Raw genomic sequence first — 19649 nt, forward strand, 5'->3', positions numbered from 1 at the left:
GAAAAGAATATTGTTGATTACTAAAGAAAAGTGAAAGTTAAAGTAATTTATTATTTAACAACTTCTAAAACCAATTTTTTTGCTTTAGGAAATAATATATTATTTTCTAAATGCACATGATTTTTTAGGTTGTCTTCAAATTCTTGAAGTTTTTTATATAACTCTTTATAGGCTAAACTAGCATCTTCTGGTATTTTATATTTGTTAGATAATTTTGATATTTTTTTTAAAATATCGCCTGCTTTATCATGATATTCTTCCATCATTTTAATAGGATGGTTTAAAGAATTAAAGTTTGATAAACTAATAGTAGAATGTTCTTTGTTTGCTTTAAAAAGTCTTTTAATAAATGGAAAAACAATAGTTTCTTCTTTTTCCATGTGTATTATTAATTCGTTAGAAAACTTTATAATAAGCTTATTAATTTCTGATAATTCTGTATAATCTTTACCTTGATTTTTTACAGCTTTTTCTCCATATTTTTTTAAGATAGGAATGTTCATTTTTACATATCTATGATGAATATGAATAATAAAAATCATTAAAAAATCTAATCCCCATTTATTAAAATCATTTAAAAAATTAGTTTTAATATCTAAATCATTTAATTCGTTTTCTAACTGTTTATAATTAACATCATTTTTAATACACGCTTCTTCAATAGATATTTTTCCATCAAAACAAAAATCAATGCCATATTTTTTAAAAATGTTTGCGGTATGGATGTTATTTACTACAAAACCTGCAACAGTATTGTTCTTTATGTTTTCCATCTCACTTTATTTTAACATCAACAAATTTCAAAAATTATATTTCTAAATAAAATGATAAAGGTCATAAACTTTATTTCAAAAAATATATTTAAATAATACGTTTTTATCACCAAAAGGTTAATAACATCTTGTAATTTTGTAAAAAATTAAAATAATGAAACCTTTTTTTGATTTATCAGTAGAAGAAATGAAATCTTACGGTTATAATATTGTTGATATAATTGTAACTCATTTTGAAAACATAGAAAGTAAAAAGCCTGTTACTAAAGCGTCTAGAAAAGAAATGGATACCATTTTTTTACAAGAAGCGCCAGAAAAAGGAATGCCAGCAGATGAAGTTTTAAACTTTGTAATGGAAAATGTAATACCAAATAGTAATATTTCTAGTCATCCAAAAGCGTTTTCTTTTGTGCCAGGACCAAGTAATTTTATTAGTGCAATGTCAGATTCATTAGCAACGGGATTTAATATTTTTTCTGGTGGATGGATTGTTTCTCCTTCGGCAGCAGAATTAGAAATTGTTACTTTAAATTGGTTGTTAAAAATGTTTAATTTTCCAGTTACAAAAGGTGGCGGAATTTTTACAAGTGGCGGTTCTATGGCTAATTTAACAGCTTTAGTTACTGCAAGAAGAATTAAATGTGGCGACGATTTTTCTGATGCAATTATTTATTTATCAGATCAAGCACATTCATCAAACATAAAAGCAATTAGAGTTTTAGGCTTTAAAAAAGAGCAAATAAGAATTATTCCTACAGATTTAGAATTTAAGTTAAGTATTAATAAACTTAAAAATGAAATTGCAAAAGACAGATTAAAAGGTAAAAAACCATTTTGTATTATTGCTTCTGCAGGAACCACTAATACAGGAACTGTTGATCCTCTAGATGTGTTGGCAGATATTTGCGAAAAAGAAGATTTATGGTTTCATATTGATGGTGCTTATGGTGGAGCTGCAATTTTATCAGAAAAAGGAAGTAAAGTTTTACAAGGAATAGAACGTGCAGATTCTTTAACTGTAGATCCTCATAAATGGTTTTTTCAGCCTTATGAAATTGGTTGTTTATTGGTAAAAGACGCTTCTTGGTTAAGCAATACTTTTAGCGAAAAACCAGAATATTTAAGAGATATAGAAGGTAATGAATCGGAAATTAATTTTTATGATTATGGTATTCAATTAACAAGAAGATTTAGGGCTTTAAAATTTTATATGTCTATAAAAACCTATGGTTTAGAAACATTTAAAGAAGCCATTTCTTATAATATTGATTTAGCAGAAAAAACCGAAGATATTTTAAGACAAAGTAAAAACTGGGAAGTAGTTTCTCCTGCAACTTTAGCTATTATTAATTTTAGATACAATCCTTTAGATTTAAATTTATATGATAAAAAATTAGACAAATTAAATCAAGAAATTTCTTCTAGAGTAGTTGCATCAAAAGAAGCATTTTTGGTAACTACCATTTTACAAAATCAAATTGTAATAAGAATGTGTTTAATTAACCCTAATACTACTTTAGATCATATTAAAGATACACTAGATCAGTGTGATCAATTTGCTAATGAAGTTCTTGCTGAGTGGAAAAAATAGTTTTCATGTTTTGAATACATATTCCTAAAATAGCAACTGGAATTAAAGCACTTACAGACACTAAAATTGTATAATAATTATTGATGATAGAGAATTGTTGCCAATTGCAAAATCCTTTGTAAAAAATAAGAATTTCTGATAAAATAAATCCTGTAAGATACATCCGTAGCCAAAATTTTGAGAGTTTTAGTAAGCCAAATTCTTTAAAAAAAACGAACAAACTTAAACTTACAATTCCTAAAAAAGTAAGGTGTAAATAACCAATTACAAAGTCGATAATTTGTGATACCAATTCAGCAAAAAACGGAATAGAAGTTAATAATTGTAACACAATTTTAAAGACAAAAAGTATATAAATAAATTGTAATAATCGATATATAAAAGGATTTATTCTTTTTGATAAATCAGCCTTTAAATTATTTATAATCTGTTGAAGTTTTATTAATGCAATCAATTGTAAAACAGCGCCTAAGAATGCTAAAATATAAATGAATATCGAAGGTTTTATCCAAAGAAAAGATAAGAATAAAGTAAAGCAACAGCTTAAAATCATCAACTTATAAAATAAAGAAAATGCTTTTTTGTTGATAGAAATCTCATGCTTTTCTAAAAAGAAAATAAACAATCCTAAAAGACAAAAAATTAACCATCCATTATATTGAAAATGTAAATAGAAGTAGATAGCATTTTTATATAGATGAGTCGTATTGCCAAGTGTATTCATAATAATTCCCAAAGCCCAAGGCCCAATACTAGAAATCACTAAAAATAGGAGGGAAACATTTACAAATTTATAAGAAAAAGTATTTTTTACAAAAGTAGTATGCTTTCTAAAAAAAGCATAAAACCAATATGTACAAATTAAAAAAAGTGTAGAAAAAATGATAGAATAGAGTGCATATCCAGTTATAGGGAAACTTAACAACATTCCTAAAATGGTAATTTGTGTAGCTAAAAATAAAATCAAGTATTTTTTACGAGCTTCTTTTTGTATAAATAAATGAAAAATTAAAGTAGTTAAAGCGATATAAACCCAACCTAAAAGCGCAATATGCGAATGTGTATGAACTATATATTTATAGGTTGCCTCAACATTTGTAACAGGAAATAATCTTAGTAAAATACCTAAAGATGCAGCTATTAAAAAATAGAAGAGACTTATAAAACTATATATTTTATTTTTTATCAAAATTTTTATGATGCTATTTGAAATAGATTAATATTGTTTTCTTTTCAATTTTTTAAAAGTTTATTTTCTTCTGATAAAAAACAACCTGAGGATTTTTTTGACTAAATTATTCTTTTTATTGTTAATTCTTACAGAGTTATATACTAAAAATGTATCAAAATATTTAAATCTTATTTCCTCTTTTCCCTTCCAATACTGTATTTATAAGATTTAAACTTACTTTTTTCAGCATAAATTATACTTTACAAATATAAAAAGATAAAAATATCCTTTTATATGATATTCGTCATGTTTTAAACTCAAAAACAATAATAAATTTGTCACAATAAAAGATGAAAAAGTCTTTTTTTATTAAGCTTTTAACTAAAAACAAATTAACAATGAAATTATTAAAAACAATATGTGTATTATGTGTTGCTAGCATACTATTTTATAGTTGTAAAAAGGATGAAAAAAAAGAAATAGCAATTAAAGATAGTGCAACCATTTATATTAAAGGAACCATGGAAGCAGAATTAACTTCACCTCCTTTTGTACCAGCACCTGTGGGAGATAGAACAGCTAAAAAGTTACTAGTAAAAATGGAAATTCTTGAAAAAGAAGGAGAGATGACAGATGGTGTTAAATATGTTTATTGGACTTTTGGAGGTTCTGTTCCTGGTAGTTTTATTAGAACAAGAGTTGGTGATGAAGTAGAATTCACATTGTCTAATCATCCAGATAATAAATTGCCTCATAATATAGATATGCATGCTGTTACGGGTCCTGGTGGTGGTGCAGAATCTTCTTTTGTGGCGCCAGGTCATGAAAAAACCTTCTCTTTTAAAGCTTTAAACCCAGGTTTATATGTGTACCATTGTGCAACAGCGCCAGTTGGAATGCATATTGCAAACGGAATGTATGGTTTAATTTTAGTTGAACCAGCAGGAGGTTTACCTAAAGTAGATAAAGAATACTACATAATGCAAGGAGATTTTTATACAAAAGGAGCTACTGATGAAAAAGGATTGCAAGCTTTTGATATGACAAAAGCAATAAAAGAAGATGCAGATTATGTTGTTTTTAATGGTAAAGTTGGTGCTTTAACTGGCGACAATGCAATTACTGCAAATGTGGGCGAAACTGTTCGTTTATTTGTTGGTAATGGTGGTCCTAACTTAACGTCTTCTTTTCATGTTATTGGAGAAATTTTTGATAAAGTTCATGTAGAAGGAGGAGATTTAATTAATGAAAATGTACAAACAACTTCAATTCCTTCTGGTGGCGCTGCAATTGTAGAATTTAAAGTAGAAGTTCCTGGAACTTTTATTATTGTAGATCACGCAATTTTTAGAGCATTTAATAAAGGTGCTTTAGGAATGTTAAAAGTTTCTGGAGAAGAAAATAAAAAATTATATTCTGGTGTAAAACAAGAAGGAATTTATCATCCAGAAGGAGGTACAATTCAAACAATGCCAGAAAATGATCAAAAAGAAGTTGTTGTAAACACTAAAGAGAAACCTTTAGCACAAAAAATAGCTGACGGTAAACAATTATATATGACTACTTGTTTTGCTTGTCATCAAGCAGAAGGACAAGGAATTCCGAATGCATTTCCTCCTTTAGCGAAATCAGATTATTTAAATGCGGATGTAAAAAGAGCTGTTGGTATTGTTTTAAACGGAAAAACAGGAGAAATTACAGTAAATGGAAATAAATATAACAGCGTTATGACCAAGCAAACTTTATCTGAAGAAGAAGTTGCAGATGTATTAACGTATGTTTATAATTCTTGGGGAAACAACAAAACAAATGTTAGTATAAGTACTGTTAAAGAAGTTAAAAACGGTAAGTAAACACTAAAATTTAAAAAGATGAAAACTATTTTAAGATTGATAATTTGTATACTATTTTTTTATTCAACTAATGCAAGTTGTCAATCTAAAATGGTTAAAATTAAAGGAGGAAAATACATTCCTTTATACGGTAGAGATTCTATGAAAGTGTCTATAAATGATTTTTCTATGGATGTATTTCCTGTTACAAATAAAGAATATTTAGCGTTTGTAAAGAAAAATCCAAAATGGCAAAAATCAAAAACCATAAAATTATTTGCTGATGAAAGCTATTTACGTGATTGGAAATCTGATACTTTACTAAATGTAAATCAAAAATTGAATTCACCAATTACAAATATTTCATGGTTTGCGGCAAAAGATTATTGTGAATGTATGGGCAAAAGATTGCCAACTGTTGATGAATGGGAATATGTTGCAATGGCAGATAAAAAAATGCCAGATGCAAGAAAACTAAAAACCTATAACGAATTTATTCTAGGTTGGTATGAAAAACCAAAAAGCTTTAATCAAACAATAGGTTCTACATTTAAAAATTATTGGAATGTTTATGACTTGCACGGTTTGGTTTGGGAATGGACTTCAGATTTTAATTCGGTTTTAATTTCTGGTGAATCTAGAAAAGATGTAGATGCTGATGCAAATTTATTCTGCGGAAGTGCAGCAATTAATGCCACAGATTTAATGAATTATGCAGCCTTTATGCGTTATGCAATTAGAGGAAGTTTAAAAGCAAAATACACTATGAAAAACCTTGGGTTTAGATGTGTAAAGGATAATTAAAAAAGAAAGAAAAATGAAATTAATTAAATATCTATTATTACTAACTGTAACAACTACTTTATTAAGTTCTTGCAATAAATCTACAGCTAAAGAAACAGAAATGAGTACAGTTTCTTATCAATGCCCAATGAAATGTGAAGGCGATAAAGTTTATGTAGAAAAAGGCTCTTGTCCTGTTTGCAAAATGGATTTAAGACTCGTTTCTAAATCAACAAAAGTTAAAAGTGATAAAATTTCTGATGAATCTATTTTTAACTTAACATCAAAATGGAATACAGAAGAAGGTAAAACAATCACTTTAAAAGATTTAAAAGGTAAAACCTTAGTTGTGGTAATGATTTATACAACTTGTAAAGCTGCTTGTCCAAGATTAGCAGCAGATATGAGAAATATTGAAGCTAAAATTTCTGAAGATTATAAAAATGATGTGAACTATATTTTAGTAAGTATAGATCCTAAAACGGATACTCCAGAAAAATTGAAAAAGTTTGCCATCGAAAATTATATGGATGAAGATCAATGGACTTTTTTACAAGGAACAGAAAGTGGCGTTAGAGAATTTGCAAATGTTTTAGCTGTTAAATACAAAGAAATATCACCTATAGATTTTTCGCACTCAAATATTATAAGTGTTTTTAATCCACAGGGAGAAATAGTGCATCAGCAAGAAGGTTTAGGTGTTGATAATAAAGAAACAATTACAAAAATTATAGAAACAATTAATAAAGATTAAAATGAATATAACTAAAGAAAATACAGTAGCAGAAGTAGTTACCTATAATATAAAAACAGCAGATGTGTTTAAAAAACACGGAATAGATTTTTGCTGTGGAGGAGGAATTTCAATAGAAAAAGCTTGTAAAAAGCATAATGTTTCTTTTGAAGAAATGGAAAAAGAATTGTTAAATGTTAATAATCCAACGTCTAATGCTTATAATTATGATAGCTGGAAACTAGATTTTTTAGTAGATCATATCGAAAACATTCATCATAATTATGTTACAGAAAATACACCAATAGTTTTGCAATATGCTGCAAAAGTGGCCAAAGTTCATGGACATCATTATACAGAAGTTATAGAAATTAATAAACTTTTTAATGAAGTAGCGCAAGAATTAGCAGCGCATTTAAAAAAAGAAGAATTAATTTTATTTCCGTTTATCAAGCAATTAGTTAAAGCTGATAAAGAAGGTATAAAAGTAAAAACACCACATTTTGGAACTGTAAATAATCCTATTGCAATGATGGAAGAAGAGCACGAAAGTGCTGGCGATATTTTAAAAGAAATTAAGAAACTTTCTGATAATTATACTCCGCCAAATGGAGCTTGTAATACATTTAAAGCGTTATATGCTAAGTTAGATGAATTTGAACAAGATTTACATCAACATATACATTTAGAAAATAATATTTTGTTTCCAAAAGCTATTGCTTTAGAGAAAAAAAATAATCTTTAATATAGTACAAAATTCTTTCCCCAAAGTAAAAAAATGAGTGTTAAAAATAGTTTTAACACTCATTTTTATTTTGATAATTACACAGCTTTATTTTAAACTTTTTTCTTCTTCTTTAAATGATAATAGTCATGTTTTATAGTGTTAAATAATAATACATTGCAAGCTTATTTTAAATTAATTACACCTTTAAATTAAATAGATGAAAAACGCACATTCCTTTCATATTCCTGTTATGGGAATTGGATTTACAATTGATTCTCCTTTAAAAGTTGCACAATATGGTATTGACTCTGTAATTTCTTTAGTTGATGATATTCTAATAGAAAAAATGCGAAAAGTTTACAGCGAAAAATTTGAAATTCCTTATAAAGAAATAACAGATAAAGCTGAAGATTTTAGAGCAAAAAGAATTACTTCATATTTAAATTTATTACAAGAACAAACCGAAGAAAAATTTCATCAACTTAAGAATATAACATCAGAAAAAAGCAAAGCTTTAAAAGAATATATTCATTTGTTACCAGAATATTCTACCTTAAAAAAAGATTTTGTAAAACTAACAGAAGAAGGTATCGATTTTACGAAGCTAAAAGATTGGGCTCATAAAAATTTAACATCTGGTAGTATTGATGTAAATATAATGACGAAAATTGATAAAGGTAATTATCTAAATAAAGAATTATTACCTATAGAATATAATGATGCACATGCTGCTTTAAGAGGATATGCAAATAGTAAATTAGCATCATCTTTAGTACTTTCTGCAGGAATGAATCCAAGATTATATTCATATATCAGTAATTTTAATGATTTTTTTCCTGATGAAAATGGATACATTAAAAAGAAGATTATTTTAAAAGTTAGTGATTATAGATCTGCTTTAATTCAAGGAAAATTTTTAGCTAAAAAGGGTTTATGGGTTTCAGAATATAGAATAGAATCGGGTTTAAATTGTGGTGGACATGCATTTGCGACAGATGGTTTTTTATTAGGTCCTGTTTTAAATGAATTCAAAGAAAATAAAGCGGTTTTACAAAATGAAATTCAATCTATTTTGATTGATGCTCTTAAAGAAACAAATAAAATTGTACCAAAAAATAATTTAGTATTAAAAATAACAACACAAGGTGGCGTAGGTACAGAAGAAGAACATTCTTTTTTATTAGATCATTATCAATTAGATTCTGTAGGTTGGGGAAGTCCTTTTTTATTGGTGCCAGAAGCTACAAGTGTTGATGATAAAACAATGGAATTATTATCAAATTCTAAAGAGAAAGATTTGTATTTGAGTAACAGTTCTCCTTTAGGAGTTCCTTTTAATACACTTAGAGGAAATACAAAAGATATTCACAGACAAGAGCTAATTGATAAAGGAAGACCAGGTACTTCTTGCCCTAATAAATTTATTGCTTTAAATAATGAGTTTAAAGAATCTGGATTGTGTACTGCATCAAGAGAATATCAACACTTAAAATTAAAAGAAATAGATTCGTTAGAAATCTCTTCTGAAGAAAAACAAAAACAAGTAGATAAAGTTACAGAAAAATCTTGTATTTGTGTTGGTTTAGGTACTTCTACCTTAATTTTAAATAAGGTAAGTACAAAGAAAACTGGCGATGGAGTTTCTGTTTGTCCTGGACCAAATATGGCGTATTATGATAAAGTAATGAGTTTGCAAAACATTACAGATCATATTTATGGAAGAGATAATATGATATCAAGAATAGATAGACCAAATGTTTTTATTAAAGAATTGTCTCTTTATATAACTCATTTACATGATAAAGTAGAAGAATTAAAGTCTAATTTTGATAAAAAACAATTAAGGTCTTTAACGAAGTTTAAAAAGAATTTAGAAGCAGGAATTAATTATTATAATGAATTATTTTTAAATCAGAAACAAGCTTTTATAACTCATAAAGAAGCGCTTTTAAGTGCATTACAATTAGAACAAAATAAATTAAATTTGATTAGTATAGAAATAGAAAATCTATAAAATTGAAATTTTAGAATAAAAAAAAGCATCTTTCTAATAAAGAAAGATGCTTTTTAAATTTATAATAAAATAGTCTTACCTATTAATTGTTTGTTTTCTATCTGGACCAACAGAAACTATTTTTACAGGAACTCCAGTTTCTTTTTCGATAAAAGCAACATAGTCTAGTAAATTTTTTGGTAATTGATCTGCAGAAGTCATTTCTGTTAAATCTTCATCCCACCCCTTAAATTCTGTATAATTTACAGAAACATTTTCTGGTTCAATATTGTATGGAAAATGGCTAATTTCTTTGCCTTTGTAGTTGTAAGAAGTACAAACTTTTAAAGTATCAAAACCAGAGAGAACATCACCTTTCATCATCATTAATTGAGTAACTCCGTTTACATCAACAGCATATTTTAAAGCGACTAAATCTAACCAACCACATCTTCTTGGTCTTCCAGTTGTTGCTCCAAATTCATGACCAACACTAGCCATTGTTTCTCCGTCATTATCAAATAATTCTGTAGGAAAAGGACCAGAACCAACTCTTGTTGTGTACGCTTTAAAGATTCCAAAAACATCACCAATTTTGTTAGGAGCAACACCTAAACCTGTACAAGCACCTGCTGCTGTTGTGTTTGATGAAGTTACAAAAGGATATGTTCCAAAATCGATATCTAATAAAGAACCTTGAGCGCCTTCTGCTAAAATTGTTTTTTTATCTTTAATTGCTTGGTTTAAAAACTCTTCGCTATCAATAAAAGGAAGCGTTTTTAATTTATCAATTCCTTTAATAAATTCAGCTTCTAATTCTTTTAGATCATATTCAACCTGAACATCAAAAAACTCTAACATTTTAATATGTTTTGCTGTTAAAGCATCATATTTTTCTTTCCAGTTTTCTAATTCTAAATCTCCAACTCTCATTCCGTTTCTACCGGTTTTGTCCATATAAGTTGGACCAATACCTTTTAAAGTAGAACCAATTTTAGCTTTTCCTTTAGAAGTTTCTGAAGCTGCGTCTAACAACCTGTGTGTTGGTAAAATTAAATGTGCTTTTCTAGAAATTAATAATTTAGAAGTATAATCGATATTGTGTTTGTCTAAATTTTCAAGTTCTTTTTTAAAAATTACTGGATCTATAACAACTCCATTACCAACAACATTTAAAGCTGTTTTATGAAAAATTCCAGAAGGAATTGTATGTAAAACATGTTTAAATCCATCAAAAATTAAAGTATGCCCAGCATTTGGTCCTCCTTGAAAACGTGCAATGATATCGTAATTTCTGGTAAGAACATCTACAATTTTACCTTTACCTTCATCTCCCCATTGCAATCCTAGTAATAAATCTACAGCCATTAGTTGTGTTAATTTGTTGTTTGTTTTTTGTTGTTTTTATGATAGTAAGTGAGTAAGATCACTTACTTTAAGTTAACCTGTTTATTCTTTATTCTTTTTTGTTCCGTAAAAATACAATGAATGATTATGAATATCTATATCAAAAATTTCTTCAATTGTTTTTTTTATTATTTGAATTCTTGGATCACAGAATTCTTTTACTTCTCCTGTATCTGTAAAAATTACGTGATCGTGGTTTTTATCAAAATAACTTTTTTCATAACGCGCCATTGATTGCCCATCAAATTGATGTTTTCTAACTAAATTACAGTCTAACAATAAATCTATAGTATTGTAAAGCGTTGCTCTACTAACTCTATAATTTTTGTTTTTCATTTTTATGTACAAAGATTCTATATCAAAATGCTCTTTTGCATCATATATTTCTTGAAGTATAGCGTAACGTTCTGGAGTTTTTCTATGCTTGTGCTCTTGTAAATAGGCGGTAAAAACTTTTTTAACTACTTCTTGATTATCAAGAGGATTGATCATGGTTTAAATTTTACGAAAAAACAAATTTACAGTTATTTCTTAATAAAAATACCCTTTTTTATAAATGATATTTACAAAGTATTAACACGCTCTACTTTTTTAACACCTTCTACTTTCTGAATTTTTTTAATTAGTTTGTTTAATTGTGCACTATTTTTTACACTTAGAGAGATTTTTCCGTCAAAAAAGCCTTCATCACCGGTAATATTTATACTGTTAATAAAAACACTCATATTATTAGAAATTATTCTAGTAACGTTATTAACAATACCTTGGTTATCTAAACCTGCAATGTGTAAAATTGCTTTAAAATCTTGTTTTGTAGAATCAATCCATTTTGCAGACATAATTCTGTATGCATAATTAGACTGTAAAGAAATTGCATTTGGACAGTTTTTTTTATGAACTTTAATTCCATCATTAATAGTTACAAAACCAAAAACTTTATCACCAGCAATAGGGTTACAACATTTAGATAATTTATAATCTAGTTTTTCTTCTTCTTTACCAAATACTAAAGCATCATATTTAGGAGAAACTTCGTCAGTAGCTTCTGGTATATCTTTAGCAGAATTGCTTCTTCTTAATTTTGATTTAAAAAAGTTTACAATAGCTCCATTTCTTTGTGCAACAAAAGCTTTTAATTGAGTATTATCAATAGCTCCATTACCAAATCTATAAAATAAATCGAAACTTGTTCTTAATTTAAAATAAGCAACTAATTCGTTTATTACTTTGTCATCAAAATTAATTTTTAAATGACGTAATTTGCGCATTAAAACAGCTTTTCCTTCTTCTGCAACTTGCTTTTCGTCGTCTTTTAAAGCCGCTCTAATTTTTGTTTTTGCTCTTGCTGTAATTACAAAATCTAACCATCTAGAATTTGGTTTATTTGCAGAGCTTGTAATAACTTCTATTTGATCGCCACTTTTTAAAATATGACTTAAAGGCACTAATTTACCGTTTACTTTTGCGCCTCTACATTTTAAACCAACATCTGTATGGATTGAAAAAGCAAAATCTAATGCAGATGCATCTTTAGGTAACGATTTTAAATCACCTTTTGGTGTAAAAACGTAGATTTCTTTTGAGTATAAATTCAGTTTAAAATCTTCAACAAAATCAACCGCGTTTAAACTTTGACTTTCTAAAGTTTCTTTTAATTTATTTAACCAATTTTCTAAACCACTCTCTTTTTGATCACCCTGTTTGTATTTAAAATGTGCAGCATATCCTTTTTCTGCAATTTCATTCATCCTTTCAGAACGAATTTGCACTTCTACCCATTCTGCATCTGGGCCAACAACGGTAATATGAAGTGCTTCGTAACCAGTAGATTTTGGTTGAGAAATCCAATCTCGTAAACGCGTAGGATTTGGTTTAAAATAATCTGTAACAATGGTGTAAATTTTCCAAGCATCAAATTTATCATCATTAGAAGAAGGATAATAAATAATACGAATTGCATATTTATCGTAAACTTCATCAAAAGTTACGTTTTGAGTTCTCATTTTTTTTCTGATGGAATAAATAGATTTAAATCTACCTTTAATTTCATAAGAAAAATTCTCTTTATCTAAACCACTTTTAAGAGTATCTGTAAAACGTTGTAAATATTTTTGTTGATCTTGTTTACTTTCTTTTATTTTATTTTCAATTTCATTATAAACATCAGGTTCTGTGTATTTTAAACCTAAGTCTTCTAATTCTGTTTTAATGTTATACAAACCTAATCTGTGCGCCAAAGGAGCATAAATATACAATGTTTCTGATGCAATTTTAACCTGTTTATCATCTGGCATTGCATCCATAGTTTGCATATTATGCAATCTGTCAGCAATTTTTATTAAAATAACTCTAACATCATCATATAACGTTAAGAGCATTTTTCTAAAGTTTTCTGCCTGAATTGATGCGTTTTTCTCTTTATTAAGACGTGAAATTTTAGTTAATCCAGATACAATTCTTGCAATGGTTGTACCAAACATTTGCTCAATATCTTCAACCGTATATTTTGTATCTTCAACAACGTCATGCAATAATGCAGATGCAATTGAAGTTGCACCTAAACCAATTTCCATAGCCACAATTTTAGCCACAGCAATTGGATGATAAATATAAGGTTCACCCGTTTTTCTTCGCTGAGAAGAATGTGCTTCTACAGCAAGATCAAAAGCCTTTCTTATCAATTCTTTATCTTCTTTTGATAAAACTTCGTAAGTACCTTTTAGTAAATCTTTGTATCGATTTGCTATTTCTTTATTTTCTTCTTCTACGGTTGCTGTATAGTCCATAAATTTAGGGGTCAAGATTTCTATAATATCTTAAGGGAAGTTAGGAATAAGAAATTAAACAACCAAAAAATAAAGATTTAAATTTGATGAAAAAAAGGAAGTGAATTTTTAAAGATTTCCATAAATCTTAAATCGAATAAACTTTATGTAAGAAAAAAACAATAATTATTGGTTAATTATTTCTCTAAATTCTCAATTCTTTCCAACAAAGTTGGATGTGAATAATGCATAAAAACATATGCTTTATGTGGCGTTAAATTACTTAAACTATTTTTTGATAATTTTTTTAGTGATGTAATTAAAGGTTTTGCAGCAAAAGTTTCTTTCGCAAAATTATCTGCTTGATATTCAAAAACTCTAGAAAAATAATTCATAAATAAACCTGTAATTTCTGATATTGGCGAATATAAAATTCCGAAGGCAATTAAGCCAATATGAAAACTAGGGATAGAAACTGCTAATGCTTCTGATAAAATTGAAGAGTTGATAAAAAGTGATAAAATAAACAAGGTAAAACCAGTGAGCAAAATGGTAGAAACTAAATTAAAAATGATATGTTTTCTTTTATAATGACCAACTTCATGTGCTAAAACTGCTACAATTTCATCAGTTTCTAAGTTGTTAATCAAAGTATCAAAAAGTGTAATTCTTTTTTGAGAACCAAAACCAGAGAAATAAGCATTTGCTTTTGTAGATCTTTTAGAACCATCTATAACAAAAATATTATTTAATGTAAAACCTACTTTTTGTGCATATTTTTCTATTGCTGATTTTAATTCACCATCTTCCAAAGGTTTTTGTTTATTAAATAAAGGAACAATTAGTTTTGCGTAAAACATGTTCATAAATAAAGAAAAAATAGCTACTAAAGCCCAAGCATAGATCCAAAAAAAATCTCCTGCAATCTGATAAAACCAGATAATTAATGCTAAAATTCCACCACCTAAAATTATACTCATAATACCACCTTTTAGTTTATCTAGCCAAAATGTTTTTTTTGAAGATTTGTTAAAACCAAATTTTTCTTCAATTACAAAAGTTTTATAATAAGAAAACGGAGTTGTTAAAATATCTGACCCAAACATAATTACACCAAAAAAAATCAAAGCCACTAAAATAGGATTGTCTGTAAAGCTTCTAGCAAAATTATCAACGTATTTAAACCCATCAATAAAGAAGAAAACTAAGGTTGAAATTATTGAAAATGTAGATGTTAAGTTAGAAAATTTGGCATTTGTTTTTTTATAAGTTTGCGATTTCTTGTATTCTGTTTCATTGTAAACATCTGCTAATTTCTCAGGAATTTTATCATCAAAATGTTTAGCATTTAAAGTGTCTAAAATTTTATCAACAATAAAACTGATGACAATAATTGCAATTAATATATAGAATAGAGTAGTGGGGTGCATTGTTTATAAGAGAATTTAGCTTAAACAGTTTCTAATTCGGTTTTTAGAAAATTATTTTTATTGAAAAATTTCATTGTAGAATTACAATCTAATATTTATTTTCTTGTACTTGTTTTAAAATTATATTTTCCAAAAATAATCAAAACAAATAGGGCAAATAGAATGGCTACAATTTTTAGGAATTTTGTTTACCCATTCTGGCACCCAATCCCAAATTTCAGGTTCCATTACTCGCTGTGTACATCTGCAATTACTACATTGTGTAACAAAACCAGTTGCGTCTACATAACGTTTGTCTTGGGCTTTAAAGGCTTTACGACCAGTTTTACTCATTGGTAAATGTATAGTTAAAGAATTTGAGATAATAAGTCCTTTACCGTTTTTTAAAGGATAAGTATCTTGATGAAACTCTCTAAAATGATCTACACTAGAACATTCATATTCGTGATGCCAAGGTTTACCAGTTTTTAAAACTTCCATAAATTTTTCAGTATAAAAATTCTTAACCCATTCACCAAGAAAAGCATTTACTATAGGTTCGCCTAAAGGAAATTTTTTTAAAATATTATTATTTATTCCGTTTTCTTTTGCAAAATTCATCCATTCTGGGTTTACATAGGTTAAGTTTAAATCTTCTGATAGCCCATAAACTGAATGTTTACTATTTTCTAATGTTTTAAAATCAATTCCATTTAAATTAGAAGTAAAATTTTCAATATATCTCCTCATTATTTTGTACTAGTATTTTTTATTATTAAAATAACTTAAAAAAAAGTTTGGGAGATTTTTTTAAAGTTTGGTAAAAACTAAATTAATTGAAATTTTTTTATTTTTTTACTTTTTTACTAGCATACATTGCAGCGCCTATAATACCAGCATTATTTCTAAATTCTGCAACTTTTACTTTTACATCTGTAGTTAAATATTCTTTAAATCCATCGAATCTTTTACTAATTCCACCACCTAAAATAATTAAACTTGGCGAGAATACAATTCTTGCGTATTCTAGTAAAAGATCGAAACGTAATGCCCAATTTTTTAGCGTTAAACCTTCTTTTTTTCTAACAGAATCGGCAGTAAAACGTTCAATAATGTTTCCGTCAGAATGTAACATTTTACCAATTTCTAAATTAGGAATTAACTTGCCATCATAAAATAAACCAGAACCAATTCCGGTTCCTATTGTAATTACAATAACAACACCTTTTTCTTTTTTACCTGCACCTAAACTTACTTCTGCTAGACCAGCTAAATCGGCATCATTACTTACATAAAATGGCAATTTACATTCTTTTCTAAATAATTTATCCACTTTTACATTTAGCCATTTTTCGCTTAAATTTCCAGTGTGAATACATTTTCCTTTAACAATAGTTGTAGGAAAACTGCAACCAACGGCTTTTTTCCATTTAAAATGCCTTACCATTTCTTTTACAACTTTAGCTACAGCTTCTGGAGTTGCAGGTTTTGGAGTTTCAATTCTGTGTCTTTCAGAGAGTAATTCTCCTGTTTTAGTGTCTACAACTGCAGCTTTTATTCCTGTTCCTCCAATATCAATACCTAGTACTTTCATTTTTATATTTTAAAATTTCGTTGTCTTTTTGCTTCAAAAACAACAATTGCAGCAGCCACAGAAACATTCATAGAATCTATTTTTCCTTGCATTGGGATGTTTATATTTTGAGTGGCATTTTCTCGCCAAATTTCTGACAATCCAGTTGCTTCTGTTCCAACAACAATTGCGGTAGCATTTGTGTAATTTTCTTTATGATATTCGTTAGAATTCTGTAAAGTTGCAGCAAATATATTAATGTTCTTTTCTTGTAAAAAAGTAATTATTTCTTCTGATGAACCAACCGCAATTTGATTGGTAAAAACGCAACCTATACTAGAGCGAATAATATTTGAGTTGTATAAATCGCTTTTTGCATCAGCTATAAAAACGGCATCTACATTTGCAGCATCAGCAGTTCTTAAAATTGCGCCAATATTACCAGGTTTTTCAATGCTTTCGGTAATTAAAATTAAAGGTTTTTCATTTTTAAAATGTATGTTTTTTAATGAAAAATCTTTTGTTTTTGTAACAGCAATAATTCCTTCAGTAGAATCTCTATACGCTAATTTTTGATAGACATCTTTAGATATTTCTATTCTATTAATATTTTCGTTAAAAAGATTTAAAATTTCATTTTCAGAAATTAAATCAGGAAAAAATAAAACAGTATCAAATTTATAATTAGCTGTAATTGCTAGTGATATTTCTCGCTTTCCTTCAATAATAAATAAACTCTGTTTTCTTCTCTCACGAGCCTTTTCTTGAACTTTAAGCAAATTTTTTATATAAGCATTTTGTATGCTGGTAATTTCTTTCATTGATGCAAATATACTTATTTATAGGTATTTTATGATCTCTATTAAATGTGAATATTTGTTTATTATTAATCTTTAAATAAAATAAAATGAAAAAAAATGGTTATAGGTTATTGGTTTTTACAATTGCAGCGGTTATGATGTCTTTTAAAATTAATACAACAGAAATATTAAAAAAAGAAGAATTAATTAAAATAGATGTAAATTCTAACAGTTACCAAAATGGGTGGAGCACTTGGAAAACGACAGATTGTTTTAGAGGTTTAGACTTAAGAGTTAAGAAAAAACCTAAAAGCAATTATTCAGAAAAACATGAATGGTTAGTGCAGTTTAGAAATAGATATAATAACAAAATTTATTTTAGTTACGAAATTGTTCCTTATTCTGAAAAACAGAATATTAGAAACTCACAAAGAACTACCAATAGAGTTGATTTAAAAGGAAATACTACAGAAAAATCTACTCATTATAAATATTTAAGGGAAGCAAATACTGTTTATGTTCATGTAAATAAAGTTCGATTTAGTAATGATTATGGAAAAGGGTATTCTGATTGTGATAATTAAAATATACCTAACGTTAGGTATTGTTTTATAAATATTTAATATTAATATTTGCATAAGAATATTAAGAATTCGATTTTTTTATAATTAATTGTTTGAAAACGAAGAAGTAATATTGAAAAAGAGGGGGGATTATGTTTACATTATTATTGTAGACTATTTTTGATTAAAAAGGCTCGCAATTGCGAGCCTTTTTTAATAAGAATTAATATTTATTTGGTTTTGTATTTGTTAGAATATCGTTTCCAAAGTTCTGTTTGATGCGTTTCTAAGCTAATTTTTCTACCTTGAATAAAAGCTTCTGATAAAATGTTTGTTCTCATATCTAATGCATCTCCTTCAGAAATAAATAAGGTTGCATCTTTACCTACTTCTAAAGTTCCTACAAAATCATCTATTCCTAGAATTTTTGCTGTGTTTGATGTTAATAACTTTAAAGCAACTTCTTTATCTAAACCATAAGCAGCAAATGTACCAGCATAAAAAGGTAAATTTCTAGTGTTCATACGTTCCATTTGCCCTTCCATTCCTAAACTTACTAAAACACCTTTATCAGTTAAAACCTTTGCTATTGTATAGGTATAATCATACGCGTTATCTTCTCTGTTAGGATTTCTGTGAGGTCTGTCTAAAATTACAGGAACATTATTTTTTACTAATAAATCTGAAATTTTATCAGCTTCATTACCATGAACAATTACAATATTATCAATCCCTAATTCTTTAGAAATAGTAATAGCATCTGTAATTTCTCTTTGCCCGTTTACATGAATAAAAAGTTTTTGCGAACCATTAAATAAACCTTTCGTAGCTTCATAAGGTAAATTTTTCTTCATTTTTTCGCCAGCTAAGTAATTTTTAGCTTTTGTAAAATAAGTTTTAATGTTCTCAATTTTTTTACTGTAATTTCCATCAACTTTTAAAGCAGGATCTTCTCCTAACCACCATCTTCCTCGAGTAAAACTTCCTGGCCATTCCATATGAATTGCGTCATCAGTTTTTATGGCTGCATCTTCCCAATTCCAAGCATCTAACTGTACAATAGATGAAGTTCCAGAAATTATACCTCCTCTTGGTGTAATTTGTGCCATTAAAACTCCATTTGGTCTCATCGATTCTACAATTTTACTTTCTGCATTATAGGCAATTAAACTTCTAATATGAGGATTATTTGTACCTATTTCATCTTCGTCATCACTAGCTTTTACAGCATCAATTTCTACTAAACCTAAAGTTGAATTTGCAGCAATAAAGCCAGGATATACATGTTTTCCTTTTGCGTTTATTATGGTTCCTCTTCTTGCAATTTTTACATTTGCATTTCCAACAAAAACGATTTTTCCTTGGCTAAACATAATCAAAGAATTTTCAATGACTTGTCCGTTTCCTAAGTGTGCAGTTGCACCTTCAATAGAATAATCTGTGGTTTGTTTATCTGCGGGAGTTTGTTGTGCTAAGATGTTTCCTACTAAAAAGAAAAACATCAAACTATATATTATTTTTTTCATTAT

General features: G+C 27.7%; 17 protein-coding genes. 7 read left to right on the top strand and 10 right to left on the bottom strand.

Annotated features, from left to right (window positions below; translation table 11 throughout):
- Positions 1-50 precede the first annotated feature (50 nt).
- On the bottom strand, positions 51-773 hold the full coding sequence (locus tag BLT70_RS06535) for a DUF542 domain-containing protein (RefSeq protein WP_091892794.1): 723 nt from the start codon (positions 771-773) through the stop codon (positions 51-53).
- A 154-nt stretch (positions 774-927) separates the two neighbouring features.
- On the opposite strand from BLT70_RS06535, the gene BLT70_RS06540 reads away from it, so the two are divergent.
- Complete coding sequence (locus BLT70_RS06540) at positions 928-2364, top strand: aspartate aminotransferase family protein (RefSeq protein ID WP_091892796.1); 1437 nt, start codon at positions 928-930, stop codon at positions 2362-2364.
- Here BLT70_RS06540 and BLT70_RS06545 read toward each other — a convergent pair.
- Complete coding sequence (locus BLT70_RS06545) at positions 2333-3553, bottom strand: hypothetical protein (RefSeq protein WP_231962839.1); 1221 nt, start codon at positions 3551-3553, stop codon at positions 2333-2335. The genes BLT70_RS06540 and BLT70_RS06545 overlap by 32 nt on opposite strands.
- 380 nt (positions 3554-3933) lie before the next feature.
- Here BLT70_RS06545 and nirK point away from each other — a divergent pair, with 380 nt between their 5' ends.
- The 5 genes from nirK (at position 3934) to BLT70_RS06570 (ending at position 9624) form a co-directional block, all read left to right on the top strand.
- Entirely contained in the window at positions 3934-5388 is a 1455-nt protein-coding gene (gene nirK, locus BLT70_RS06550) for a copper-containing nitrite reductase (RefSeq protein WP_091897487.1), read from the top strand.
- A gap of 18 nt (positions 5389-5406) precedes the next feature.
- The gene (locus tag BLT70_RS06555) at positions 5407-6171 is read left to right on the top strand and encodes a formylglycine-generating enzyme family protein (protein WP_172824396.1); all 765 of its coding nucleotides are present in this window, start codon (positions 5407-5409) and stop codon (positions 6169-6171) included.
- Between the two features lie 13 nt (positions 6172-6184).
- The gene (locus BLT70_RS06560; protein ID WP_091892802.1) at positions 6185-6904 is read left to right on the top strand and encodes an SCO family protein; all 720 of its coding nucleotides are present in this window, start codon (positions 6185-6187) and stop codon (positions 6902-6904) included.
- Position 6905: 1 nt separating this feature from the next.
- Positions 6906-7628 (top strand): iron-sulfur cluster repair di-iron protein, encoded by a 723-nt coding sequence (gene ric / locus BLT70_RS06565; RefSeq protein ID WP_091892804.1) that lies wholly within the window; start codon positions 6906-6908, stop codon positions 7626-7628.
- Between the two features lie 199 nt (positions 7629-7827).
- The gene (locus tag BLT70_RS06570) at positions 7828-9624 is read left to right on the top strand and encodes a hypothetical protein (RefSeq protein ID WP_091892806.1); all 1797 of its coding nucleotides are present in this window, start codon (positions 7828-7830) and stop codon (positions 9622-9624) included.
- A gap of 75 nt (positions 9625-9699) precedes the next feature.
- Here the strand turns inward: BLT70_RS06570 and BLT70_RS06575 are convergent, their stop codons facing one another.
- The 7 genes from BLT70_RS06575 to BLT70_RS06605 form a co-directional block, all read right to left on the bottom strand.
- Entirely contained in the window at positions 9700-10971 is a 1272-nt protein-coding gene (locus BLT70_RS06575; RefSeq protein ID WP_091892808.1) for an adenylosuccinate synthase, read from the bottom strand.
- Between the two features lie 81 nt (positions 10972-11052).
- Positions 11053-11502 carry a Fur family transcriptional regulator gene (locus BLT70_RS06580; protein WP_091892810.1) on the bottom strand — a complete coding sequence of 150 codons (450 nt, stop codon included), beginning with the start codon at positions 11500-11502 and terminating at the stop codon, positions 11053-11055.
- A 71-nt stretch (positions 11503-11573) separates the two neighbouring features.
- Positions 11574-13796, bottom strand: a complete 2223-nt coding sequence (locus BLT70_RS06585; RefSeq protein WP_091892812.1) for a bifunctional (p)ppGpp synthetase/guanosine-3',5'-bis(diphosphate) 3'-pyrophosphohydrolase — start codon at positions 13794-13796, stop codon at positions 11574-11576.
- A 176-nt stretch (positions 13797-13972) separates the two neighbouring features.
- Entirely contained in the window at positions 13973-15205 is a 1233-nt protein-coding gene (locus BLT70_RS06590; RefSeq protein ID WP_091892813.1) for a M48 family metallopeptidase, read from the bottom strand.
- 120 nt (positions 15206-15325) lie between these two features.
- Positions 15326-15934, bottom strand: coding sequence for a hypothetical protein (locus tag BLT70_RS06595; protein WP_091892816.1), 609 nt, complete (start codon positions 15932-15934; stop codon positions 15326-15328).
- 97 nt (positions 15935-16031) lie between these two features.
- Entirely contained in the window at positions 16032-16778 is a 747-nt protein-coding gene (gene ppgK, locus BLT70_RS06600; protein WP_091892817.1) for a polyphosphate--glucose phosphotransferase, read from the bottom strand.
- A 2-nt stretch (positions 16779-16780) separates the two neighbouring features.
- Positions 16781-17578, bottom strand: a complete 798-nt coding sequence (locus BLT70_RS06605; protein ID WP_091892819.1) for an RNA methyltransferase — start codon at positions 17576-17578, stop codon at positions 16781-16783.
- An 86-nt stretch (positions 17579-17664) separates the two neighbouring features.
- Between BLT70_RS06605 and BLT70_RS06610 the strand changes: the two genes are divergently transcribed.
- Positions 17665-18141, top strand: coding sequence for a hypothetical protein (locus BLT70_RS06610; protein WP_091892821.1), 477 nt, complete (start codon positions 17665-17667; stop codon positions 18139-18141).
- A gap of 209 nt (positions 18142-18350) precedes the next feature.
- On the opposite strand, the gene BLT70_RS06615 is transcribed toward BLT70_RS06610, so the two are convergent.
- Positions 18351-19646, bottom strand: a complete 1296-nt coding sequence (locus tag BLT70_RS06615) for an amidohydrolase family protein (RefSeq protein ID WP_091892823.1) — start codon at positions 19644-19646, stop codon at positions 18351-18353.
- Positions 19647-19649: the final 3 nt, after the last annotated feature.

It is taken from the genome of Polaribacter sp. KT25b, assembly GCF_900105145.1.
Taxonomy (GTDB): Bacteria; Bacteroidota; Bacteroidia; order Flavobacteriales; family Flavobacteriaceae; genus Polaribacter.